Origin of the sequence: Bifidobacterium pullorum subsp. saeculare (assembly GCF_016899725.1) — a bacterium.
In the GTDB taxonomy this organism is placed as follows: Bacteria; Actinomycetota; Actinomycetes; order Actinomycetales; family Bifidobacteriaceae; genus Bifidobacterium; species Bifidobacterium pullorum_C.
Map to the genome: position 1 here is coordinate 199049 of NZ_JACLYU010000002.1, position 23829 is coordinate 222877.

General features: G+C 70.8%; 20 protein-coding genes and 1 tRNA gene. 7 read left to right on the plus strand and 14 right to left on the minus strand.

Features of this window, described 5'->3' with window-relative positions; genetic code table 11:
- Entirely contained in the window at positions 1-1587 is a 1587-nt protein-coding gene (locus H7U32_RS02215; RefSeq protein ID WP_204467661.1) for a glycoside hydrolase family 32 protein, read from the plus strand.
- A gap of 49 nt (positions 1588-1636) precedes the next feature.
- Here H7U32_RS02215 and H7U32_RS02220 read toward each other — a convergent pair whose 3' ends face one another.
- From H7U32_RS02220 to H7U32_RS02260, 9 genes are all read right to left on the minus strand, one after another.
- Positions 1637-2428 (minus strand): isoprenyl transferase, encoded by a 792-nt coding sequence (locus H7U32_RS02220; protein WP_204467663.1) that lies wholly within the window; start codon positions 2426-2428, stop codon positions 1637-1639.
- A gap of 11 nt (positions 2429-2439) precedes the next feature.
- Positions 2440-3198 (minus strand): DNA repair protein RecO, encoded by a 759-nt coding sequence (recO, locus tag H7U32_RS02225; protein ID WP_204467665.1) that lies wholly within the window; start codon positions 3196-3198, stop codon positions 2440-2442.
- Between the two features lie 13 nt (positions 3199-3211).
- Positions 3212-4969: an alpha/beta hydrolase family protein gene (locus H7U32_RS02230; RefSeq protein ID WP_440201422.1), complete on the minus strand. Its 1758-nt coding sequence runs from the start codon at positions 4967-4969 to the stop codon at positions 3212-3214.
- Between the two features lie 78 nt (positions 4970-5047).
- Positions 5048-6259: a flavodoxin-dependent (E)-4-hydroxy-3-methylbut-2-enyl-diphosphate synthase gene (gene ispG / locus H7U32_RS02235; RefSeq protein WP_204467781.1), complete on the minus strand. Its 1212-nt coding sequence runs from the start codon at positions 6257-6259 to the stop codon at positions 5048-5050.
- A 78-nt stretch (positions 6260-6337) separates the two neighbouring features.
- Positions 6338-7531, minus strand: coding sequence for a 1-deoxy-D-xylulose-5-phosphate reductoisomerase (gene dxr, locus H7U32_RS02240; protein ID WP_204467669.1), 1194 nt, complete (start codon positions 7529-7531; stop codon positions 6338-6340).
- Positions 7528-8937 carry a DivIVA domain-containing protein gene (locus H7U32_RS02245; protein WP_204467671.1) on the minus strand — a complete coding sequence of 470 codons (1410 nt, stop codon included), beginning with the start codon at positions 8935-8937 and terminating at the stop codon, positions 7528-7530. The genes dxr and H7U32_RS02245 overlap by 4 nt, the downstream gene beginning before the upstream one ends.
- Before the next feature lie 114 nt (positions 8938-9051).
- Positions 9052-9125 (minus strand) — tRNA-Val (locus H7U32_RS02250).
- 18 nt (positions 9126-9143) lie between these two features.
- Complete coding sequence (locus H7U32_RS02255) at positions 9144-9569, minus strand: DUF3052 domain-containing protein (protein WP_323804553.1); 426 nt, start codon at positions 9567-9569, stop codon at positions 9144-9146.
- Positions 9570-9666: 97 nt separating this feature from the next.
- Positions 9667-10503, minus strand: coding sequence for a S16 family serine protease (locus H7U32_RS02260; protein ID WP_204467674.1), 837 nt, complete (start codon positions 10501-10503; stop codon positions 9667-9669).
- Positions 10504-10606: 103 nt separating this feature from the next.
- Here H7U32_RS02260 and H7U32_RS02265 point away from each other — a divergent pair, with 103 nt between their 5' ends.
- On the plus strand, positions 10607-12346 hold the full coding sequence (locus H7U32_RS02265; RefSeq protein WP_204467676.1) for a zinc-dependent metalloprotease: 1740 nt from the start codon (positions 10607-10609) through the stop codon (positions 12344-12346).
- A gap of 6 nt (positions 12347-12352) precedes the next feature.
- Here the strand turns inward: H7U32_RS02265 and H7U32_RS02270 are convergent, their stop codons facing one another.
- Entirely contained in the window at positions 12353-13897 is a 1545-nt protein-coding gene (locus H7U32_RS02270) for an ATP-dependent helicase (RefSeq protein WP_204467678.1), read from the minus strand.
- 73 nt (positions 13898-13970) lie between these two features.
- Between H7U32_RS02270 and H7U32_RS02275 the strand changes: the two genes are divergently transcribed.
- Together H7U32_RS02275 and H7U32_RS02280 are read left to right on the plus strand one after the other, a co-directional pair.
- A complete protein-coding gene (locus tag H7U32_RS02275; RefSeq protein WP_204467783.1) occupies positions 13971-15398 on the plus strand; it encodes a phosphotransferase in 1428 nt (475 codons plus the stop codon).
- 88 nt (positions 15399-15486) lie between these two features.
- On the plus strand, positions 15487-15711 hold the full coding sequence (locus tag H7U32_RS02280; RefSeq protein WP_204467679.1) for a DUF3107 domain-containing protein: 225 nt from the start codon (positions 15487-15489) through the stop codon (positions 15709-15711).
- A 33-nt stretch (positions 15712-15744) separates the two neighbouring features.
- Here the strand turns inward: H7U32_RS02280 and dapF are convergent, their stop codons facing one another.
- Complete coding sequence (gene dapF, locus H7U32_RS02285; RefSeq protein WP_204467681.1) at positions 15745-16671, minus strand: diaminopimelate epimerase; 927 nt, start codon at positions 16669-16671, stop codon at positions 15745-15747.
- Positions 16672-16790: 119 nt separating this feature from the next.
- On the opposite strand from dapF, the gene murI reads away from it, so the two are divergent.
- The 3 genes from murI (at position 16791) to H7U32_RS02300 (ending at position 18875) form a co-directional block, all read left to right on the plus strand.
- The gene (gene murI, locus H7U32_RS02290; RefSeq protein ID WP_204467683.1) at positions 16791-17573 is read left to right on the plus strand and encodes a glutamate racemase; all 783 of its coding nucleotides are present in this window, start codon (positions 16791-16793) and stop codon (positions 17571-17573) included.
- Between the two features lie 67 nt (positions 17574-17640).
- Complete coding sequence (locus tag H7U32_RS02295; RefSeq protein ID WP_204467684.1) at positions 17641-18507, plus strand: patatin-like phospholipase family protein; 867 nt, start codon at positions 17641-17643, stop codon at positions 18505-18507.
- 62 nt (positions 18508-18569) lie between these two features.
- Entirely contained in the window at positions 18570-18875 is a 306-nt protein-coding gene (locus tag H7U32_RS02300) for a YhbY family RNA-binding protein (RefSeq protein WP_204467686.1), read from the plus strand.
- A gap of 49 nt (positions 18876-18924) precedes the next feature.
- Here H7U32_RS02300 and H7U32_RS02305 read toward each other — a convergent pair whose 3' ends face one another.
- From H7U32_RS02305 to H7U32_RS02315, 3 genes are read right to left on the minus strand one after another with little or no spacing between them, the layout of a single operon-like run.
- Positions 18925-20487: a C69 family dipeptidase gene (locus H7U32_RS02305; protein ID WP_204467687.1), complete on the minus strand. Its 1563-nt coding sequence runs from the start codon at positions 20485-20487 to the stop codon at positions 18925-18927.
- A gap of 36 nt (positions 20488-20523) precedes the next feature.
- Positions 20524-21483, minus strand: coding sequence for a nucleoside hydrolase (locus H7U32_RS02310; RefSeq protein WP_204467689.1), 960 nt, complete (start codon positions 21481-21483; stop codon positions 20524-20526).
- 41 nt (positions 21484-21524) lie between these two features.
- Positions 21525-23672, minus strand: coding sequence for an LTA synthase family protein (locus tag H7U32_RS02315; protein ID WP_440201423.1), 2148 nt, complete (start codon positions 23670-23672; stop codon positions 21525-21527).
- Positions 23673-23829 lie beyond the last annotated feature (157 nt).

Sequence of the window (23829 nt, forward strand, 5' to 3'; positions counted from 1 at the left end):
ATGAGCGACCTCATCCCCGCACCCCACTCCATCCCCAACATCGATACCCCCGTCCTCGACCCGATCCGCGACCACGCCCAGGAGCTGGCCAAGGCCGAGGCCGGCGTCGCAGCGCTCGCCGCGACGCGCGACGACCGCTGGTACCCCGCCTTCCACATCGCCTCCGACGGCGGGTGGATCAACGACCCCAACGGCCTGTGCTTCTTCGGCGGCCGCTGGCACGTGTTCTACCAGCTGCACCCCTACGGCACCCAATGGGGGCCGATGCACTGGGGCCACGTCTCCTCCGAGGACATGGTCACCTGGCGCCGCGAGCCGATCATGTTCGCCCCCAGCCTGGAGCAGGAGAAGGACGGCGTGTTCTCCGGTTCCGCCGTCGTGGGCGACGACGGCCGCCTGCGCTTCTACTACACCGGCCACCGCTGGAACAACGGCGTGGACGACGCCGACGGCCAATGGCAGGTGCAGATGCTCGCCGAGCCGGACGACGACACGCTGACCTCCGCCACCAAGCGCGGCATGGTCGTCGACTGCCCGCGCCAGGCCGTGGACTCCCACTTCCGCGACCCGAAGGTGTTCAAGGCCGGCGGCGTGTGGTGGATGGTGTTCGGCGTGTGCTCGGCCGCCCGCCGCGGCCAGATGTGGCTGTACCGCTCCGACGACATGGTCACCTGGCGTTTCGAACGCGTGCTCTTCGAACACCCGGACCCAGACGTGTGGATGCTCGAATGCCCCGACTTCTTCCCGCTGCGCGGCGCCGACGGCCGCGAACGCTGGGTGATCGGCTTCTCCGCGATGGGCGCCCGGCCGCGCGGATTCGCCAACCGCAACAAGGACAACGCCGGCTACCTCATCGGCTCGTGGGAGCCGGGCGGCGAGTTCGTGCCCGAGGAGGCATACCGCCCGTGGGACGCCGGCCACAACTTCTACGCGCCTCAGTCCTTCACCGCCCCCGACGGACGCCAGCTCATGCTCGGCTGGATGAGCCCCTTCGACGAGCCGGCGCCGATGCAAGCCGACGGCTGGTGCGGCAACCTCACCCTGGTCCGCGAGGTGAAACTGGACGACGCCGGCTTCCTGGTCACGCCGCCGGCCGCCGAGATGACCGGGCTGCGCCTCGGGACGACCGACATGGGCGCGCTGTCCCTCGGCTACGACGAGGAACGCACGCTCGCCGCCGACGCCGGCCCCATGGAGATCGAGATGACGCTCGACCTGGCCGCCTGCGCCGCCGACCGCGCCTCGCTGCGCGTGCACGGCACCGACGACGGGTCCTTCCTGGCGGTGTGCTACGACGCGCAGATCGGCGCCGTGACCGTGGACCGCGCCGCCGCGCCGGCCGGGGCGCCGCACGGCTGCCGCGTGGCGCCGCTCGACCCCGACGAGCTCGCCTGCGGAACGCTCGATTTGCGCGTGTTCGTGGACCGCGGCTGCGTGGAAGTGTACGTGGACGGCGGCCGCCATGTGCTCAGCGACTACAGCTACCCCGGCGCGGGTCCCCGCGCCATCAGGCTCGTCGCCGAGGGCGGCCCGCTCGAGGTGCGGGCCCTGGCGACGCACCGCCTGCGCTCCATCGGCCTGGAGTAATCGAACGACGACGGCCGCACCGGAGGATCTCCGGTGCGGCCGTCGTCGGTTATTTGGTCACGCCGCCGAAGCGGCGGTCGCGGTGGATGTAATGGTCGATCGAACGCCACAGCACCTCGCGGCCGCAATCGGGGAACAGCTCGGGCACGAAGTCAAGCTCGGCGTAGGCGGCCTGCCAGGGCAGGAAGTTGCTCGTGCGCTGCTCGCCAGAGGTGCGGATCACCAGGTCGCAGTCGGGAATGTCCGGGGTATACAGGTGGTCGGCCACCATTTTTTCGGTGACGCGGTCGCCGCTAATCTTCCCGTCGCGCACCTCGCGCGCGATGGCCGCGCAGGCGTCGGCGATCTCGGCACGGCCTCCGTAGTTGATGCAGAACACCACGTCGATGACCTTGTTGCGCTTGGTGCGTTCCATCGCCACCTCGAGCTCGTCGATGACGGACTTCCACAGCCGGGGCCGGCGGCCGGACCAGCGCACGCGCACGCCCCACTCGTCCATCTGCGCCACGCGGCGGTGGATGATCTCACGCGAGAAGCCCATGAGGAAGCGCACCTCCTGGGGGCTGCGCTTCCAGTTCTCGGTAGAGAAGGTGTACAGGCTCAGATAGCGCACGCCCGCCTCGATGGCGCCGGCGATCGTGTCGAACACCACCGGCTCGGCGGCCTGGTGGCCGCAGGTGCGCGTCAGGCCGCGCTGCTGCGCCCAACGGCCGTTGCCGTCCATGATCACACCGACATGCCGGGGCACCTTGCCCTTGGGGAAGTCGGGGATGCGGGAAGGGTCCGAGAACGGGGCGGCGGGGACGTCCAACGACGTGTAATCGACGTGTTCAAAAGCCATAGTCCCCCAATCTAGCAAGCGGCGGGGATGCCGCCCTCCCCCAGCAGGCGCATGGAGCGCAGCGGACGCTCCAGATAATGCTCGCCCCAGTCCTCCACGGCCTGCTCCGTCTCCGGCAGCAGCGGGGCCTCGTCCAACACCTGCCAGTCGCCGTTGACCAGCGCGTCGAGCTGCTCGCGCACACGCGGGTCCAGCGGCCGCGACTCGGGCGTGTGGTCGAGGTGGCACATCACGCCTCCGGCGGGCACGGACAGGTACATCGCCCCATCCGCGGAGACGCCGAGGGGCCGGCCGCACACCACGCAGGCGCCGAGCCGCGGCTCCCAGCCGGCGAGGGTCAGCGCGCGCATCACATAGGAGGCGCCGATGGCCGCCGGCGCATGCGCCCGCCTGGCGAGCGACGCGAGGGCGGCGATGAGCAGCCGGTACTGGGCGGCGGTGCGCTCGCCCTCCGCGCTGACGAGCTTGTCCGCAGTCTCGACGATGAGGTTGGCGGCCGCGTAGGCGCCGTAGTCGGCGCAGATGGACGCCGCGTACGGCGCGATCGACTCGGCCTGGGAGATGACGTCCAGGGACCGGCCGGAGGCGATGAGCAGGTCGACGCGCATGAATGGCTCCAGCCTGCCGCCGAAGCGCGATTTGACGCGCCTCACCCCTTTGGCCACGGCGCGCACCTTGCCATGGGAGCGGGTGAGCAGCGTGATGATGCGGTCGGCTTCGCCCAGCTTGGCGGTGCGCAGCACCACGCCCTCGTCACGGTACAACGGCAACGGGCACACCCCCTCAGTACACGAACAGACCCCAGAAGGCGAAGACCAGCAGCACGGAGAACATCGCGAAGCTGGTGATCCAGAACAGCGCGCGTCCCAGACGCGTGGCGGCGATCACCGGCTCGCGTCCGGTGACGATGCCTGCGATGGCGCCGCGGCTGGGCGGCCAGCGCAGCACGCCGCGGCCGATGGACACCTCGATGAGCCGGGCGATCACCCGCGACCACGCCCACACCACCGCCGTGCACACCACTTCGATGAACGGCCAGCTCCACTGCATCACGCCGGGGTCCTCGGCGGGGGCGGCGCCCCACGCCAAGTGCACGACGCCCATGACCACCTGCCCCAGGCCGGCGCCGAACACGACGAGCGCGGCCAGCGTGGCCAGCGTCACCGTCAGCAACATACCGCCGAAGCCATGCGCATAGCCGAGCGCCGGAGCGGAGCGGCGGCGCGCCGTGCGCCAGATCCACCGGCCGAGCGCGACGAGTCCGGTCACGGCGGCGGCGAGCAGGGACAGGATCATGAGCGCGTGCAGCGCCAGCCCGTAGATGGTGCCGGCGCGGTTGGGCCGCAGCCCGGTGGGCACGGCGATGGACTGGTAGATCGTGGCGCCGGCCACGCGTTCGCTGGTCTGCGTGAGCCCATGCGTGGTGCCGACGGCCCAGTCGATCAGGTCGTCCACGTACCGGTCGGCGAAGGGGGTGTCGGACTGGGCCTCGTCGCCGAGGCGGAGCACATGGTTGGCGATCGGGTAGCTGCGGATGGTCATGTTCCGGTTGCCGGCCCGCTGCGCCTCGGTCACCATCGCCTCGGCGCCCTCGACCTGCGCGGTCATCACATCCTTGGAGCCGTAGGCGATGAACGTGGGGATGGCGTAGGTGGCGGGGTCGAGCACGGAGATGTCGAAATTGGCGAAGCCCAGCATCCCCGAGTCGATGCTGAACACGCGCCGGACGATGGACTGGTAGCCGTCGTGCGCGCCGACGAGCGCGAAGTCCTGGGAGACGAAGAAGCCGAGCGCGTGCCGCGGCGAATACACCATTGGGCTGAGCAGCACCTGGAAGGCGACGTCGGGGTCGTCGGCGAGGAGGTAGCCGGAGATCCACGTCGATTCGGAGGTGGCGTAGATGCCCACCTGGCCGGCGTCCACGCCGGGCAGGGAACGCAGGTAGTCGATGACGAGGTCGTAGGCCTTGGCGGAGGCCGGGTAGTCGCGGTCGAGGTCGGTGGTGGACCAGACGGGCTTGTCGAGCACGGCGGTGACGAAGCCGGCGGAGGCGAGGTCCCGGGCGACGTCGCCGAAGGAGTCGTCGCAGCTGCCGTAGCCGGCCCCGTGCATGAACACGACGCCGGGCCGTCCGCCCGCCGCGCCGACGGGCTCGCGCACCAGCACGCGGATGTCCTGGATCTCCTGGCCGGCGGCGGAGGCGGGGCGCGGCGCCGGGTCGCGGCCGTCGGCCTGGGCGACGAGCGAGCCGTCGCGGGCGACGCTCATCGTCACGTACCGTTCGCTCACCTGGTAGTCGCCGCGCGCGTCGAGCCGGATGCCGTCGGGGTTGGCGAAGGTGACGGCCGTGTCCGGGCTGAGCGTGGCGAACGTCTGCCCGGTGGGTTCGTTGTTCCATGGCACGGTGGTCAGGCCGGAGATCGTGACGAGCAGCGCCATGAGGATGACGAAAATGGGCAGGGAAAGCATGAGGCGCCGCCCGCGCGACCAGGGCGCGGGGCTGGCGGTGACGGGTTCCTCTTGCTTCGGCACGTCGGTCATTGTACCCGCGCGGCCTCGACGCCCCATGGGCGCCGCCGCGCACGGCCGTGGCCCGGGCCGCGCAAGCCGCCCGCCGGCTCAGGTGTGGTGGGCTCCCCCGGTGACCGGCACGACGACCGGCCCGCTGGAGGCGGCCGGCACCTGGCCGGCCGCCTCCATCTCGGCGGCGATGCGCTGGGCCTGCGTCAGCAGCGTCTCGACGATCTGGTCCTCGGGGACGGTGGCGATGACCTTGCCCTTGATGAAGATCTGGCCCTTGCCGTTGCCGGAGGCGACGCCCAGGTCGGCCTCGCGCGCCTCGCCGGGACCGTTGACGATGCAGCCCATGACGGCCACGCGGATCGGCGCGGTCACGTCCTTGAGTCCCTCGGTGACGGCCTCGGCCAGTTGGATGACATCCACCTGGGCTCGCCCGCAGCTCGGGCAGGAGATGATGTCGAATTTGCGCGGGCGCAGGCCCAGGTATTCGAGCAGCTTGCAGCCGACCTTGACCTCCTCGACCGGCGGCGCGGACAGGGAGACGCGGATCGTGTCGCCGATGCCCTCGGCCAGCAGCGCGCCGAAGGCGAGGCAGGATTTGATCGTGCCCTGCCAGGCGGGGCCGGCCTCGGTGACGCCCAGGTGCAGCGGCCAGTCGCCTTTGGATGCCAGGAGCCGGTAGGTCTCCACCATGGTGACGACGTCGTGGTGTTTGACGGAGATCTTGAAGTCGTGGAAGCCGACGTCCTCGAACATGCGCGCTTCCTTGAGCGCGGAGGCGACCAGCGCCTCGGGCGTGGGGCCGCCGTATTTGGCGTAGAGCTCCTTGTCGAGCGAGCCGGCGTTGACTCCGATGCGCAGGGAGATGCCGGCGTCGGTGGCGGCCCGGCAGATCGAGGGGCCCACCTCGTCGAATTTGCGGATGTTGCCGGGGTTGACGCGCACGGCCGCGCAGCCGGCGTCGATGGCCTCGAACACGTACTTGGACTGGAAGTGGATGTCGGCGATGACCGGGATCGGGGACTTGGCGCAGATCTCGGGCAGCGCGTCGGCGTCGTCCTGGCTGGGCACGGCCACGCGCACGATGTCGCAGCCGGCGGCCGTCAGCTCGGCGATCTGCTGGAGCGTGGCGGGCACGTCGGCGGTCGTGGTGTTCGTCATCGACTGTACGGAGATGGGCGCGCCGCCGCCGACGGGCACGGGGCCGACCATGATGCGGCGCGAGGGGCGGCGCGGATGCAGCGGCGACTCGCTGGTGAGCTCGGCCGCGTCCCCGGTTTTGCGGAAGGGTTTGTTCTGGTTCTCGGGCATGGTTTCGGGCATGAGGGTTCCTCGGAGGCGCCGGCGTGGCCGCCGGCGCGGTGGATTGGTTCGGATGGGTGGGGCCGCTCAGGCGGCCTTGCGTGCGATGAGCTCGTCGGCCAGGCGGCGGGCCTCGGCCTCGACGGCCAGCATCTCGGGCACGTCGGCGAAGTACGGGTCGCCGCGCAGCCCGGCGTCCATCGCGTCGATGACCTCGCGCACGGTGTCCACGATGCCCAGGTACGGCAGGCGGCGGTCGAGGAAGGCGTGCACGGCCTGCTCGTTGGCGGCGTTGAGCACCGCCGTGTGCTTCTCGGAGGCGGCGAGGCATTCGCGGGCCAGGCTCACGGCGGGGAAGGCCTCGTCGTCGAGCGGCTCGAAGGTCCAGGTCGCGGCCTGGGTCCAGTCGCAGGGCGCGGCCACATGGTCCATGCGCTCCGGGGCCGACAGTCCCAGCGCGATGGGCAGGCGCATATCGGGCGGGGAGGCCTGGGCGATGGTGGCGCCGTCGCGGAACTCGACCATGGAATGGACGATGGACTGCGGGTGCACGGTCACGGCGATACGCTCGGGCGGCATGCCGAACAGGCGGCTCGCCTCGATGACCTCGAGGCCCTTGTTCATCAGCGTGGCCGAGTTGATGGTGACGACCGGGCCCATATGCCAGGTCGGATGGTTGAGCGCCTGCTCGGGGGTGATGTCGGTCATCTCGTCGCGCCGCATGCCGCGGAACGGGCCGCCGGAGGCGGTGACGACCAGGCGCGTGACCTCGCCGTGGGTGCCGCTGCGCAGGCACTGCCAGATGGCGGAATGCTCGGAGTCGACCGGGTTGATCTGGTCGTCCTGCGTCTGCGCGGAGAAGAGCAGATGTCCGCCGGCGACGACGGATTCCTTGTTGGCCAGGGCCAGCTGGGAGCCGGCCTGGAGGGCGGCGATGGACGGTTCCAGGCCGATGGAGCCGGTGATGCCGTTGAGCACCACGCCGGCTCCTGCGCCGGCCAGCGCGACGACCGCGTCGGGCCCGGCCTGCACGCGCGTGTAGCGCGCGCCGGCCTGATCGAGGGCCTCGCGCAGTTCGCCGGCCTTGGCGGCGTCGAACACGGCGACGTCGGGCACGTTGAAGCGCGCCGCCTGCTGGGCGAGCAGGTCGATGTGCGCGCCGCCGGCGGCGAGGCCGGTGACGGTGAAACGGTCGGGATGGCGGGCGATGACGTCCAATCCCTGGGTGCCGATGGAGCCGGTGGAGCCCAGGATGGTGACGGTGGTGGTGCTGCCGTTCACTCGGAGGCCTTCTTCCCATCGTCGGTGGTGCGCGGAAGTTCGTCGTCGAAGGTGGGGAACGACAGGTCCGGGATGTCCGCGTCGAAGGACAGGGAGGGGCGGAAGGAGAATTCCGAGGTGTTCAGCGACGGCTGCTCGAGGTCCGGGATCTTCGGCACGAAGACGGGCTGCGGCTCGCTGACGGCGGGCTGGATGACCGGGACGGCGGCCGTGGGCATGGAGGAGGGCGCTGGCATCGCGGGGGCCGGCGGCTCCTGGGGTGCCGCGGGCGTCGTGGGGGCTGGGGCGGCGGAGGGAGCCGTGGACGGGACCGGCGGCACGGGATGGTAGGCCGGTCGGGTCGCCTGGGTCGTCGGTGCGAAGGACGGCGCGACGGCCGGGACCGGCGTGTGCGTCGGAGACGACACGGTGCGGGCCGGAGACGCGGTGTGGGGCTCGGCCGCGGCGTGGGTCGGCGACGACGCGGCGGTGCGGGGCGTATGGCTCGAGGCGACGGTGCGGGCCGACGCGGCGGGCGCGAACGACGGGATCGTCGGCGCCGCGGCAGGCGCGGCGGCGGGCGCGGCGGACGCGGTGAACAGATGCTGTTCGGCCTCGTGCAGGGCGTCGAACGACTCCCGCGTGGTGGGCGCGAAGGCGCGCGGCGCCTCGTCGTCAGCCGGCTGCGGCGGGGCGGCGGGGGCCTGGCGTTGGGTGTCCGGGGAGAACAGCGGGGCCACGCCGCCGGGCAGTGCGGCGGGGGCGGGCGCGGCGTCCGCGCGGGCGGCCTCGTCCTCGGCGAGGGCGTCGCCCACGCGCTCATAGGATTCGATGCGGCTGAGCAGCTGGGCGCAGGCGTTGAGGAAGTAGTCGACCTCACGCTCGTCGTACCCCTTGGCACCCTTGCGCTGGGTGAACACGCTGTTGGACACGGCCGTGGCGGTCACGCCCTCCAGGGTCTTGGCGTCAAGGCCTTGGGGCTGCGGCAGCCCCAGGTCGAGGGCGGCTTTGTCCGCCACCCGGTCCACCAGGCGGTCCACCTGCTTGCGGTCGTAGGAGGGATGCTTGGGCTTGCCGCCGTCGAAGCGTTCGCGTGGCTTGCGCTCCAGATGCCGTTCGATGGACCGGTACAGCTCCTCGGTGGCGGCGCGCCATGCGACGCGGCCCTTCTGCCCGATCTCCCAGGCGGTCTGCTTGTCCACCACGGCTCGCTCGAGGCGTGCGAGCGCGGCGTCCACCTGGGCGATGACGTAGCCGTCCTTCACCGCGTCGAAGGAGACGTTCTGGATGTCAGCCTGGGTGAGCTGGGCGCCTTCGCCGTCGTACAGCTTGTGGGCCTTGCTGAGGAACGCGTCCACCTGGGCGGGATCATAGCCCCATTTGCGCTTGCCTGCGCGCGCGATGCCGGTTGCGGCTTGCTGAACCATCGGTCCTCGACCTCCTCGGGATATGCGTGGCACTGGGCACCACCATACGCGTCGTTTGGGACGCGCGGGCCGCCGTTCACAGGATTTTTGCGGCGCGCGCCGCGGGAATCAAAGTGGTCCCGCCCGGGCTCGAACCGGGGACACCCGCCGTGTAAAGGCGGTGCTCTGACCAACTGAGCTACGGGACCAGGGGGTCGGGGCCCCGGTCAGCGCCCCTTGCCGAAGGCGCGCAGATGGATGCCGTTCCAATCGTCGCTCACGGTGATCGGGGTGGCGGCGTTCATGCCGGCCGTCTTGGCGGCGGACTGCACGGTGCTGGAGCTCGCGGCGCCGGGGCGGCCGGGCTTGGGGGTGAGCACCCACAGGGGCCCGTCCTGGCCGAGCACGGCGTAGGCGTCCACGATGGTGTCGGACAGCTCGTCCTCGTCGTCGCCGTCGCGCCACCAGATGATCGCGCCGTCCACCGGGTCGCCGTAATCCTCGTCGACCAGGTCCTCGCCGGTGAGATTCTCGATGCGGGCGCGGATGGCATCATCCACGTCGTCATCCCACAGCCATTCCTGCACGATGTCGCCGGCGGCGAATCCGAATTCCTCAGCGTTCTGCGATGCGGTTTGATTCACGTCAGCCACAATACCAACACTCGGCGAACAGCCATGTGAACGACTCGCTCCGCGGAACGCCGGCTCCGGCGACTCCGGTGGATCCGGCCGGCGCCCTCTGGGCGCCTCACCGCTTGGAGTCGTCCACGGCGCAGTGCGGCAGGCTGTCCCCCTGTCCCTTGCCGATGGCGACGAGCGCGTCGTAGGCCTCGGCCAGCGTGGAGACCCGCACGTCGCGCAGGCCCTGGGGCACATGGCCGACGACCTCGTCGCAGTTGGCGGCGGGGGCGAGGAACCAGGTGGCGCCGTCGCGCTTGGCGCCGAGCATCTTGAGACGGATGCCGCCGATCGCACCGACCTTGCCATCCCGTGCGATCGTGCCGGTGCCGGCGATGGTGTGTCCGCCGGTCTCCTCGGTGGCGGTGAGCTTGTCGACGAGGCCGAGCGCGTACATGAGGCCGGCGGAGGGGCCGCCGATCTCGTCGACGTGCATCGTCGCCGTGGCGCCGTCGGGCACGGCCATGCCGCGTCCGCGCATGAACGCGAACGCCGCGGCCACGGCCTTGTCCTGTGACGAGGCCATCTGCCGGGCGGTGCGGTCGGCGTATTCCTCGCCGCTTTCCCCGATGGGCACGACGGCTTCGCTCGGCAGCACGACCTGCTGCGGGTCGAACCACGCCCACAGCGTCTGCGCGGCGGTGACCGGATAGCCGGGCACGCCCTCGGCGGTGACCGTGACGAGCAGCAGCCGGCCGGAGTCGCGGTGCGTCTCGGCGCCCTTGACCGCGATGACCGGCCGTCCCCCGGATTCGCCGAGCACGTCCTGCGTGGGCCCCGGCCATTCGACCGTGTAGCCGCCGGGCAGGCAGAGCATGACGACGGCAAGGGCGACGGCGGCGAGCCCGGCGAGGCAACGGGCCGAGCGCGCGGCGAAGTAACGGTGCAGGCGGCGCAGGATGGGCATGGTCTCCCAGTGTAGGCGGCGCCCTGGGCGCCGGCCGGGCCGGCCCTTGCATATTCCCGTATGCGCGGGGCGCAACGGCGCCGCGGGCCGTACACTGGGCCGTATGGATGAGAACGCGATTCACGATTGGCTGATCCGCTGCTTCGGCCCGGTGCAGGGCGAGATGGCGTGGGACCAGATCTCCCGGCTGCCGGACGCCATCAAGGAGCAGCTGCTGAGCCAGGACCCGAGCACGCTGCCGGACCCCTCGCAGGTGCAGCAGATGATGGCCGCGTTCACCGCGGGCGGGCTCAACACGATGGGCGACATGCAGCAGGCCGTCGAATCCGGCCCGATCAACGTGCGGCTGGCGAAGTCGCTGGCTCTGCAGCAGGCGAGCCAGGGCGCCCAGAACTCGGTTTCGGCGGCCGAGGCGCAGTCCTTCCGCGGCGCGCTGAGCGAGGCCAACCTGTGGCTGGACACCGCGTGCGCCTTCGACCCGGCGCCGGGCGAGCCCGAGGTGCTCACCCGCGCCGCGTGGGTGGAGGGCACGATCGACGCGTGGGCGAAGTTCGCCGCGCCGGTGGCCCAGTCGATGAGCGACGCGCTGGCCTCGGTGCTGTCCGAACGGCTGGGCGGGGCGCTCGGCGACGGCGAAATCGCCGGCATGTTCGCCGGCCCGGTGCCCATCCCGATCCCCGAGGGCATGAAGGACCCGGTCCAGCTCATGAAGCTGCTGGGCAACACGTCGTTCGCGATGCAGCTGGGCCAGGCGGCGGGCGCGCTGAGCCGCGAGGTGCGCGGCAGCTTCGACCAGGGCATCGCGCTGCTGCCGAACCCGGCGGGCGGCCTCATCGCGCAGAACGTCGTGGCCTATGCGAAGTCGCTCAACGGCGAGGCCCCGGCCGCCGGCGAGTCCGGCGAGACCGGCCATCCGATCGGCTTCGCCAGCGCGAAGGCCGGCGCTCCGGTGCCGGAGGGCGCCGCGGGCACGCTGCCGGTGGACGGCATCGGCGAGGCCGAGCGCATCCCGCAGGACGAGGTGACGGCGTTCCTCGCCCTGGTGGAGGTGGCGCACGCCCGCCTGTTCGCGAACGTGCCGTGGCTGATGCCGCGCTTCGAGGCGCTGATCGGCAAGTACGCCCGCGGCATCGCCATCGACCTGGACGCGATGGAGGAGCAGATCCGCGGCGCGGAAAGCATGGACCCCGAGTCGCTGTCCGACGCGGTGAACCTGACGAAGGTCGCCATCCCGGACACGCCGGAGCAACAGGAGGCCCTGGCCTCGCTGCAGAACCTGCTGGCGCTGGTCGAAGGCTGGGTGGATTGCGTGGTGTGGCGCGCCGGCATGGCGCATATCCCGCATATCGAACAGCTGCGCGAGATGCTGCGCCGCGAACGCGCGGTGGGCGGCCCGGCCGAGCGCACCTTCGAAAGCCTGCTCGGCATGCGCCTGCAGCCGAAGCGGATGCGCGAGGCGGCGGCACTGTGGGAGATGACCGGCGCGGCCGAGGGCGACGAGGCGCGCGACGCCAAGTGGACCCACCCCGACCTGCTGCCCGCCCTGCCCGGCGCCGCGAAGCCGAAGGACTCCGCGCCCGGCGCCGGCCCGGCCGCCGCCGACGGCGCGGCCAGCGGCGACGCCCATCCGGCCGGCGGCACGGCCGCCGGCGCGAACGACGCCACGCTGTCCGGCGACTCCTCCTCAATCGATTGGGATGCCGAGCTCGCCGCCCTCCTCGACGCCGAACACGGCGACGACGAGGGTGACGGCGACAGCGACGGCGGTTCCGACGACGCCAAGGACGCCCCCGATTCCACCGACTCCCCTGACTCCCCGAATTCCCCTGACTCCGCCGACTGAGCCCGCTCAGCCCAGGAAGCGGGAGATGCGGCGGCCGGCGCCGGAACCGTCCTTGGTGCGCGCATAGGACAGGTGGAGCGAATCCTCGGCGCGGGTGACCCCCACGTACAGCAGGCGCCGCTCCTCCTCCAGGGCGGCGCCGGGCGCCGGCGAACCGTAGGGCAGCAGCCCCTCGCTCAGCCCCACCAGGAACACATGGCGGAACTCCAGGCCCTTGGCCGCGTGGATTGTGGAGATCGTGACCTCGCCTTCGGGCGCCTGCCCGCCGAGCCGGTCCTCCAACGCCTTGGCGGCGTCCTGGTCCGGGGCGAGCGCCGCGCCCGACCAGCCGGCGTCGCGGCGCACCCGGCACCGCAGTCCCTCGCGCCTCAGCGCCGCCACAAAGGCGGGGCCTTGCGCGTTGATGCGCGTGAGCACCGCGAAATCGCCGGGACTCATGCCCTTGCCCACGCCGCGGGCGATGCGCGCGGCCACGCCGGCGGCCTCCTCCTGGTCCGAGCCGTACACGGTGCGGGTGATGCGGGTGCCGGAAGCGCGGGCGGACCTGAGGCGCAGGTAGTCGCCGCGCTCGGGCGAGGCGGCGAGCACCCGGTTCGCATAGTCCACCACCTGCGGCGTGGACCGGTAGTCGACGGCCAGGTCGATGTCCGCGGCGATCGGCGCGAACTCGTCCGCGAAGGCAGTGAGATAGTAGCTGGTGGCGCCGGCGAAGGAGTAGATGGTCTGCGCCGGGTCGCCCACCACGCACACGTTGGCGTTGGGCCGCCCCGCCCCGGCCCCCGCGCCGCCGTCGCCATGGCCGAGCCACAGGCGCAGCAGCCGGTGCTGCAGCGGCGAGACGTCCTGGTACTCGTCCACCGTCAGCCAGCCGATGGACCGGCGCACACGCGCGGCCGCATCCTCGAAGTCCTCCATGACATGGCACATCACGAGCAGGATGTCGTTGAAGTCGATCCGGCCGTACGCGCTTTTCTCCCGCTCATAGTTGACCAGCACGTCGGCGAAGCGGCCGGCGTCGAGCCCGGCGGGCGGCTCGCGGTGCGTGGCGGCGACCACGCGCGCGTAATCCTGGGGCGCCACGAGCTGCACCTTCGTCCAGTTGACCTCGGCCTGCACGGCGCGCACGGCGGCCGCGTCCCAGTCGGAGGAGCCGGTCGCGAAGCGCAGCGCCCGCTCCACGGTCGTGCCCATGTCCTCGGCCACGCGGGGCGGCTCGGTGTCGCTCACGTCGTCCCACACCCGCCACAGCTGGTGCAGGGCCGCGGAGTGGAAGGTCTCGGCCGTCACCTCCTGGCCCACGCCGAGCGCCGTCAACCGCGAGCGCATCTCGGCGGCGGCCTTGCGCGAGAAGGTCACGGCCAGCGTGCGCGCCGGATCCCAGGCGCCGACGGCGCAGGCGTGGGCGATGCGGTGCGTGATCGTGCGCGTTTTGCCGGCGCCGGCGCCGGCCACGATGCGCACCGGCCCCTCGAGCGTGGTGGCGGCGCGTCGCTGCGCCTCGTCGAGCTCCCCCAACGCCGCGTCGACGGCCGTGTTCCCGCGAGATTCCATACCGTCATTGTATTAGTGTGGAAGGGTGACTCAACGTAACGACCTGACGCTGGCGGCGCTCGCCTCGGCCGCCATGCCCAACGTCCCGGTGGCCGGTGTGCGCGCCGTGGCTCCGGCCGGCGGCACCGATGCCAGGCTCGGCATCGACCGCGCGGTGGTGCAGGACGCGGCCGGCAGGATGTACGACGTGTACGCGGCGGACGACGAGGCCGCCTGCAAGCGTCTGCAGGCGCGGGTCCAGGCGGCGCGGACGCTCGCCGAGGCCCGCGAGCCCAACGGCCTAGGCTTCGCGATGGACCGCGTGGTCGCCTTCGTGCCCGGCGGCACCGAGGACAGCCGCAAGGGGCCGACCGGCGGCACCGCGGTGATGGTGCTCCAGCACCAGGAAGGCGAGGCCCGCGACCTGGCGCTGCTCACCCATGACGACTGCATGGCCATCGGCACCGCCATCGGCGCAGTGCACCGCCTCAATCCGGCGTTCCTCGCCCAGGCGAAGTACCCGGTGTACACCAACGGCCAGATCCGCGCGCAGCTGCTCGCCTGGATCGCCAACCTGCGCCAGGCCGGCCATGTGCCGCAGGAGATCACCACGAGCTGGTCGCGCATCGTGGACACCGAGGGGCTCTGGTCGTTCGCGACCTGCATGGTACACGGCGGATTCGAGGACGGCGACGTGCGCTTCTCCGGCTCCACCGTCACCGCGATCGGCAACTGGCAGGACATGCAGGTCAACGATCCGGCCCGCGACCTGGGCTGGATCTTCTCCAAGCTCGACGAGGACCACCGCAACGCGGTGCTCACCGCCTACGGCCGCATGATGGGCAACCGTCTGGACGACCTCATCATGCTGCGCGCGAACCTGTGGGTGCAGATGGAGCAGGTGGGCGATTTCATCCGCGCGCTGAGCCGCGCGGACAGCGCCGCCATCGCCCGCTTCCGGGCCCAGGTGGACCAGCTGGCGCACCGTCTGGCCGCGGTGGCGCCGGCCGCGCGGCCCGCGGCCGCCCCCAAGGCGGGCGCCGCCGGCGACACGTCGGATGCCACCAACCCCTCGACGATCACGGTGGGCACGCTGCTCAAGGAAGGCGAGCGCCGCCAGGCGGCCCGCGCCGCCGAGGAGCGCGCCCGTGCCACGGTCCAGACCGCGCGGCCGGCCGCGACCGTCGACCGCACGGCGGACGGCGACCGCACCGGCTCGTCCTCGGTCACCGCCGTCGCCGCCGCCGATTCCGCGGTGACGATCGCCATCGCGGACCTGCCCGACGACACGCATGACACCGGCGAAGCCATGGCCGCCGACGCCACCGCCGACGCCACGCCGACCGCGACCCCCGCCACGCCGCGGACCGGCCGTGACGCGCATGACCCGGTGACCATCGCCATCCCGTTGCTGGAGCGCGAGGAGCGCGCGCTGCGCGACGCCCGCGCCGGCCTGGACGGCACGGCCGACGACACGCATGACACCGGCGAGGCCGCGGTCAGCGCCACGCCCACCGCGTAACCCGCCCGCGCCGCCCGCCCTCCGCGGCAGAATCGACGGCAAGGGCGCAACGCCCCACAGAAGCACCGAATACGAAGGAGCAATGCCAATGGACATCGAACTGGGCATCCAGAACGTGACCAAGCCCGTCAACTTCTCCACCGACGCCAGCGCCGACGAGGTCGGCCAGGCCATCGCGGACGCGGTGGAGCACGGCGCTACGTTGAACCTGACCGATGGGAAGGGCCGTCACATCATCGTGCCGGCCGGCGCGCTCGGCTACGCGATCATCGGCTCCGAGACCTCCCATCCGGTCGGCTTCGGCTCCCTGTGAGCCGCCGGCGGGCCTCAGCCGTCAGAGCGGCCGTCAGAGCAGGTCGAGGTCGGCCACAAGGGTGGCGGAGCCGGTGAGGCGCACGTCCCCGTCGCTGACCTCGACGCGCAGCACGCCGCCGCGCACGGTGATGTCCCACACGCCGACGCCGGTGTGGGCGCGCAGCGTGACGGCGGTGGCGCACAGGCCGGTGCCGCAGGAGAGCGTCTCGCCGCAGCCGCGCTCGTTGACGCGCATCGTGGCGGCGCCGGCGTCCTCGCCCAAGGCGTCGATGCGGACGAACTCGACGTTCTGGTCGGTGGGGATGGCCGGGCTGACCACGGGTTTGACGGCCAGGTCGAGGTCGGGCACGTCGGGCAGGCCGGCGCAGGCGAGCGCCTCGCGGAGCGCGGGCGTGCGGTCGATGCCGGCGGCCGCGCCGACGATGGCGACGACATGCGGGTTGCCCATGTCCACGAAGGTGCCGGGCGCGGAGCCCTCGGTGCCGGGAATCGAGACGCGGTGGGCGCCGCGCTCCCCCATCCTCCAGGCGCCGATGTCCACGCGGAACACGTCGCGCCCATAGGGTTCCAGGTCGCCCAGGTAGGCGAGCTCCTTGACGCCGGCGCGGGTGCCGAGGCGGAACGTGCCGCCGGCGAACAGACCGGCGCGGCGGGCGAACAGCGCGGTGGCGCGGGTGCCGTTGCCGCACATCTCCGCCAGGGAACCGTCCGCGTTGCGGTAGTCCATGAACCATTCGGCGCCGCCCTGCGCGCAGGCCTCGCGCTGGGCGGCGGTGAGGTCGGCCACGGCGTCGGGCCGGGTGAGGCGGATGAGGCCGTCGCCGCCGACGCCGAAGTGACGGTCGCACAGGAAGCGGACCTCCGCGGCGGTGGGCTCGCGGTCGCCCGCGGCGTCGAGGTAGAGGACGAAGTCGTTGCCGGTGGCATGCGCCTTGGTGACGCGCTGGGGAATGCTCATGGGCCCTAAGCTTAGCCGCGGCGGGCGCCGCCGCTCCGGCCGACACCCCCGTCACACCCGCCCGAGGTGCGTCGGACATCCGGGAGTAGGCTGGGAGGGATTGCAACCAAGGAGGCACGATGGATACGACGGCACCGATCGGAGTGTTCGATTCGGGACTGGGCGGCATCTCGGTCGTCCGGCAGCTCAGGAAGGACCTGCCCGGCGAACGCGTGCTGTATTTCGGCGACTCGGCGAACGCTCCCTACGGCACCAAGACGCCGGAGCAGGTGCGCAAGCTGAGCTTCGCGATCGTGGACCGCTTCGTGCGCCAGGGGGTCAAGGCCGTCGTCATCGCCTGCAACACCGCCACCAGCGCCTCGGTGAACGAGCTGCGCGCCACCTACGACATTCCGATCATCGGCATGGAGCCGGCGCTCAAAGTGGCCTGCGACCGGGGCCATGGGCACCGGCAGCGCGTGATCGTGGCCGCCACTCCGCTGACGCTGCGCGAACACAAGTTCGCGGCCCTGATGGACCGGTTCAAGGCGGACCACACCATCTACCGTGAGCCATGCCCGCAGCTTGTGGAGATCGTGGAGTCGGGCCGGCTCGACGACCACGACCTGGTCATGCGCACGCTGCACGGCTACTTCGACTGCTACGACCTGGCGGCGATCGACTCGGTGGTGCTCGGCTGCACGCATTTCGTGTTCTACCGCGGCTATTTCCGCGAGCTGCTGCCGGAGACCGCGGCCATCATCGACGGCAACGCCGGGACCGTCCACCATCTCAAGGAGGTGCTGGCCGAACGGCGCATGCTCGCGCCGGCCACGGCGGCCGGCTCGGTCAAGCTCATGAACTCCTCCCCCGACCCCCGGCTCATGGACCTATCGCGCGAACTGCTCATGCGCAGGCAGTGAGCGGCGGCGTACCGCCATGCGGACGCCGCGCGGATCCACCGGGGAGACATACGGAAAGAATAGGCATATGACCCAACAGCACACCACAACGCATCGCACCGCACTCGTCGACGTGGGCGGCGGCTTCCGCGCCATCTTCGGCTGCGGCGTGATGGACCATCTGCTCGACCACGGCATCGACTTCGACCACTGCTACGGGGTGTCGGCGGGCGCGGCGAACCTCACCTCGTATCTGGCGCGCCAGAACGGGCGCAACCACACGTTCTACACGCAGTACGCGTTCCGCAAGGAGTACGCGAGCGTGGACAGCTTCGTGCGCCACCACAACTTCGCGAACCTCGACTACATCTACGGCACACTGTCCAACCACGACGGCGAGAACCCGCTCGATTACCAGGCGATCGCCGCCAATCCCGCCGGCTTCACAGTGGTGGCCTGCGACGCCCGTGACGGCTCCACCAAGTACTTCGACAAGTCTCGCCTGCACCAGGACGACTACGACATCGTCAAGGCCTCCTCCGCGGTGCCGGTGGCCTGCGAGCCGTATGTGGTCGACGGCGTGCCGTACTTCGACGGCGGCATCGCCGATCCGGTCCCGGTGCAGAAGGCCCTCGACGACGGCGCCGACCGCGTGGTCGTGATCCTCACCCGGTTGAAGGATGTGCTGCGCGAGCAGAAGAAGGACGTGATGCCGGCCCGCATCCTCAGGCACACGTACCCGGCCGCCGCCGAACGGCTGTTGGAACGGTACCGGACGTACAACGACGAGGTGGCGCTGGCCAAGCGGTACGAGCAGGAGGGCCGCGTGCTCATCCTCGCGCCGGAGGACCTGTACGGCCTGTCCACGCTGTCGAAGTCCTACGAGGGCCTGGAGCGCATGTACCGCGCCGGCTACGCGGCCGCCGAGGCCATCCCGGCGTTCCTCGCCTCCTGAGGCGGCGCGGGGTCAGTGTAGGCTGGGTGGGCGTCCGGTGAGCCCAGAACAGGAAGAGACCCATGGCCCTGACCAAGAAGCAGACCAAGCAGCTGCGCGCCCTCGCCAACCAGTTGAAGCCGATGGTGTTCGTCGGCAAGAACGACGTCACCGACACCGTGGTCAAGCAGGCGAGCGAAACCCTGGACAAGCACGAGCTCGTCAAGCTCGCCGTGCAGGACGGCTCCGGCCTGACCGCCAAGGAGGCCGCCGGGAACATGGCCGGCCAGCTCGGCGCCGAGGTCGTGCAGACCATCGGCAACCGCTTCGTGCTCTACCGCCGTTCCAAGCGCAAGGACGTGGAGCACATCAAGCTCGTGCGCGAGTGAGCCGCGGCCGGCACGCCAGGCGTCCGGCCACGGCCCCGCCGCATGCCGGCTAGCGGTCGGACATGCGGAAGGCGTTGCGCATGAGATTGCTCGTGGTGTACAGCACCTCGCCGAGCAGCTTGGACGTGCGGGCCTTGAGCCAGGAGGCCATCGCCTCGTTGGCCCGCTCGAGCGCCGGGGCGGTGGCGTCCATCGCCGCGGCGCCGCTTCCGGCGGCATCGGCCGCCACCGCGCGGTCGGTGGCGTGCATATGCGCGTGGCCGTGCGCGAGCACGTCCTCGCGGTAGTGCTCGATCGCATTGGAATTGTCCGTGTGGTGGGCGTCGGCGAGCGCGGCGACGATGCGGTTCGTCCAATACAGCGACTCGGTGCTCACCTCGGCGCCGGTGTTGCTCAGATACTCCGGCGTGCCGGTCACGTTCGCGTAGAACGGGGCGAGCGCGGTGTGCGGCTGGGAGCCGTAGGCGATCCACATCACGCTGCGCAGCGGCTCGGGCACGCGGCCGCGCACCTGGAGCGCCACCAGATGGCCGGTGCGGTTGATGCCGATCGGCCGGTACATGCGCCGGGTGCGTTCGTCGCCCTTGCGGCCGTACGGGTCGTAGGAGGTGCCTTCGAAGTGGGAGGACATGAGGGCGTCGATGTCCTCGATGCTCACCTTGCGCTCCGGCCGGCGGCACCAGGGCAGGTCGTCGGATTCGGGGTGGTAGGCGGCCTGCGGCGAATCCCAGTCCTCGCTGGGGTTGAGGTAACGGTGCATGTACCAGGCGCGCGGCGTGTTGTAGATGTGGTCCTTCTCGGTGCGGGTGCCGAACAGCGCGCGCGGGTTGAAGCGGCGCGGCCCCTCCCCCGCCGGGGCGGCGCCGAAGCCGGGCCCGGCCGCGTCCATGGTCACGTCGAGATCGAAGTCGCGGATGAACTCGCGCAGGTCGGCGCTGCACAGGTGCTCGCGTCCCTCGCCCAGCGCGTCGTCGAGGTCGAAGTCGTCGAGGCCGAGCTGGTTGGGGATCGCGGCGTAGCAGTCGTCGGGCACGCGGCGGGCGATCCAATGGTGGCCACCGATCGTCTCGACGTACCAGATCTCGTCGGCGTCGCTGATCGCGATGCCGTTGGCCTCGTAGGTGCCGTGCTCCTCGAGCAGCGCGCCGAGGCGGAGCACGCCCTCGCGCGCGGTGGCCACATACGGCAGGACGAGGCTGATGAAGTCCTCCTCGCCGATGCCGCCGGGCGCCTCGGGGCGGTAGCCGGGCTCGCCGGGCGTGCCGACGGCCGGCATGAGCTCGACCATCGGGTCGGCGCCGAGCACGCGCTCGTTGACGGCGATGGTTTCGGTGGCGCTCATCGCCACGTTGTGGATGTTGGCGCCGGCCTCGGCGAGCACGCCGCGCCCGGGCAGCGCGTTCGGCACGATGGCGTAGCGGCAGGGGTCGTCCGGCAGGTCGATTTCGATATGGCTAATCTCGGCCCGGTAGTGGCGCGGCTGGTCGGCGGGGTTCACCGCGACGAAGCGCTTGGGGTCGTAGCGGCCGGAGCCGGAGTCGTCGTTGCGGGCCACCAGCGTGGACCCGTCATAGCTGGCGTTCCTGCCAACGAGGATAGTGGTGCATGGCATGCCCTCCACTGTACCGCCGCCCGTCGGCGGCGCGGCTCAGCGCTCGCCGCGGGCGAGGGCGGTGATGCGTTCCATGAAGCGGCCGAGGAAACGGGGCACGTCCACGTCGACCGCGGCGAGCGTGGTTGCGACGGGATCGTTGAGGCGGGCGGGGTCGCCGATGGTGCGGCCGCGGGTGGGGCCGTCCACGTCCACGCGCATGTTGATGGGCAGCGTGTCCACCAGCGTCGGGTCGAGGGCGGTGGCGACGGCCAGCGGGTCGTGCAGGCCGCAGCCGCCGAGGTGGGGCGCGATGGCGGCGTAGGCGCCGATGTAGTAGTCGGTCATGTCGGCGAGGAAGTCGCCGGCGGGAGTGCCCAGGGCGCGCCAGGTGCGCGTCTCGGCCGTGGTGAGCAGCGTTCTGAGCGTCACGTCGAGGCCGACCATCGTCACGGGCGCGCCGGAGCGGAACAGGCTGTCGGCGGCGTCCGGGTCCTGGGCGATGTTCGCCTCGGCCCAGGCACTGACGTTGCCGGCGACGGTGAGCGCGCCGCCCATCATCACGATGCCGCCGACCTGGTCCTTGATCCCGGGGGCCTTGGCGAGCGCGGCGGCGATAGTCGTCATCGCGCCGGTGGGCACGATGACCAGGTCCTTGCCGTAGGTGGCGGCGGCGTCGATGATGAAGTCGACGGCCGGTTCGGATTCCGGCCCGCGGGTGGGCTCGGGGATGGTCACCTCGCCGATGCCGTTGGCGCCGTGGATGCGGCGGGTGCCTTCGCTCACCGCGAAGGAGCCGACCCGGCTGGCGTGGGGCAGGCCCCGGTACACCTTCACCTCGGGATGGCCGAGCAGCTCGGTGACGGCGAGCGCGTTGCGCACGCCCTGGTCGACGGTCACGTTGCCGAAGGTGCCGGTGATGGCGAGGAGCTCGGCGTCGGGGCTGCCCAGCGCGTAGGCGATGGCCAGCGCGTCGTCGATGCCGGTGTCGAGGTCGAGGATGAGCTTGGTGGTCATGGGCGTCTTCCTTCCTAGGTCCGGATGCGTGGGTGCCGGCGTCACTCCGGCAGGTTCATGAAGTCGGTGTCCTTGAGGTAGTTGGCCCCGTCGGTGATGTCGTACTGGATGAGCCGGTAGTCGTCCACCAGACGCTTGGTGGCGGCGTCGAAGTCCTCGGGGTTCATCGGCTTGCCCTCCGGGTCGAGGTAGATGTCGCTGCCCTCGGGGATCTGGTTCCAGCCCTGGATCTTGTTGACCACGGGCGGTTCCATCGCGGCCACCTTGGCGTGTAGCTCGGTGAGGAACGCGATGTACGGGGAGACCTTGGCGTCCATATGCTCGGCGGCCTGGGCGATGAAGAAGTTCGGCGAGGAGTACTCGTCGTCGCCGATCTTCGTGCCATGGCTGGCGGAGGCCTGGTTCGACCAGATGAAGTAGTCGGTCAGGTGCAGGGCGAGCGAGTTGTTCTCGTCCTGGCTGGCGGAGGAGTAGATGCCGGGCAGGTGGTCGCCGTAGAAGACCACGGTGACGGGCTTGTCGAGCTTGTCCAGCTCGTCGAGGAACTCCTTGGTGGCCTGGTCGGTGATCTCGGCGCCCTTGGCGTAGGTCTCGATGGACATGCGCTCGTCCTTCTCCAGCGGCGTGCCGGTAGTGGACTCGGCGTGGAACTCGTTGTCCGGATACCACTCGTGGTACGGCATGTGGTTCTGCATGGTGATGAGCTGCAGGAACTGCGGCTTGTCGGTTTTCCTGAGCTCCTCGAGCGTGCTCTGGTAGGAGGCCGCGTCCGAGACGTAGGGGCTGGAGCCGAGCTTGTCCTGATGGGAGATGACGTCCGGGCCGGTCAGCGTGTAGAACTTGCCGAAGCCGAACTTCTTGTAGTTCGTGGCGCGCGAGTACATGCTCGATTCGTACGGGTGCAGGCCGATCGAATGCTTCGGCGCGCCCCACATCTGGTTGATCGTGGGCATCCAGTGCTCGGTGGGCACGAGCTGCTGGTACGGGCTGGTCAGGGAGGAGTCGAAGTTGGCCATCGACAGGCCGGTCAGCCCCATGTACTCGAGGTTGGCGGTGCCGCCGCCGTAGCCGGAGGAGAGCATGAGGCCGGAGGTGGTGTGCTCCTTGATCTGGCGGATCTGCGGCATCGCGTCCTGGTTCATCTTCAGGCCGGGCACGCGCGCCGGGTCGGAGAACGATTCGGACAGGATGTAGACCACCGAGGAGTCGGTCATGTTCGCCGAGCGGGTCCGGTTGATCTGGTCGGCGGCCTTCTCGTAGCGCGCCGCCACCTGCCGCATCGTCTCCTCGGAATAGTCGGCCGGCTTGTCCATCACCTTCGGGTTGAGCTGGCGCAGGAAGGCGACCAGGGGGCCGTTACGCTGGGCGTCGTACACGGAGTCCCACATCGAGGGGATGTCGCCCATCGCGGAGGAGAAGGACTTGGCCCAGGAGCCGACGGTACTCACCTGCATCGTGTACAGCGTGAGGAAGCCGCCGGGCACGATGATGAGCAGCAGGCGGCACACGGTGTTCAGCGCGGTGCGGCGCGGGTCGGCGCCGGAGCGGAACACGCGGCCGTGGCGGCCGTCGAGCCAGTACAGCACCCAGCACAGGGCGAACAGCGCCACGCCGGCGACCGCGGCGCCGAGGACCACCCAGTGCGCCCCCGGCGGCATGAAGCTCATGAGGTTGCCAGCGTCGGCCTTGAGGAAGCTCAGGTCGGCGGGCAGGATCGCCTCGTAGCGGATGGACACCTTGAAATGCTCGATGACCGCGATGATGATGGCCAGGGCCAGGATGAGCGGCGTGGCGATCCAGAAGCGGTTGAACAGCATGAGCAGCGCCAGGTACACGATGCCGAGCAGCAGCATGTTGAGCACGCAGACGAAGTTCGCCTGCGTGAACATCTTGGTGAGGAAGCCCCAGCCGACGGTGGGGCTGGAGAGCTGCACGCGCGTGGCCGACAGGGACACGCCCCATTCGAGGATGCCGACGCAGACGGCGTCCACAGCCACGAAGATGACCGCGTACAGCCATCCGGGGAACATCCAGCGCTCCTTGCGCATCACGCCGAGCATGCGCTTGGCGCGGCGCCGGGATCCGCCGTCCGCCCGGGCGCCGCCGTCCGCGCCGCCGGGGCGCGCGATGTGCAGTTCCTCGATGTCCCCGCCCTGGGGTGCCTGACGTTCGTTCACAGTCTCGCTCATAGCCTTTCGATTCTTCGCATCGATGGTCGATGGCGTGCGTGCCGCGCCTCCCCCGCCCATGCCGGGCGGATGGTCTGCTTCGGCACAGTCAACGTTTCATTGTGCTGGTGTTTCCTGACAATTCACTTGGCGGAGCGGTCTTCGCCACCACTTCCGC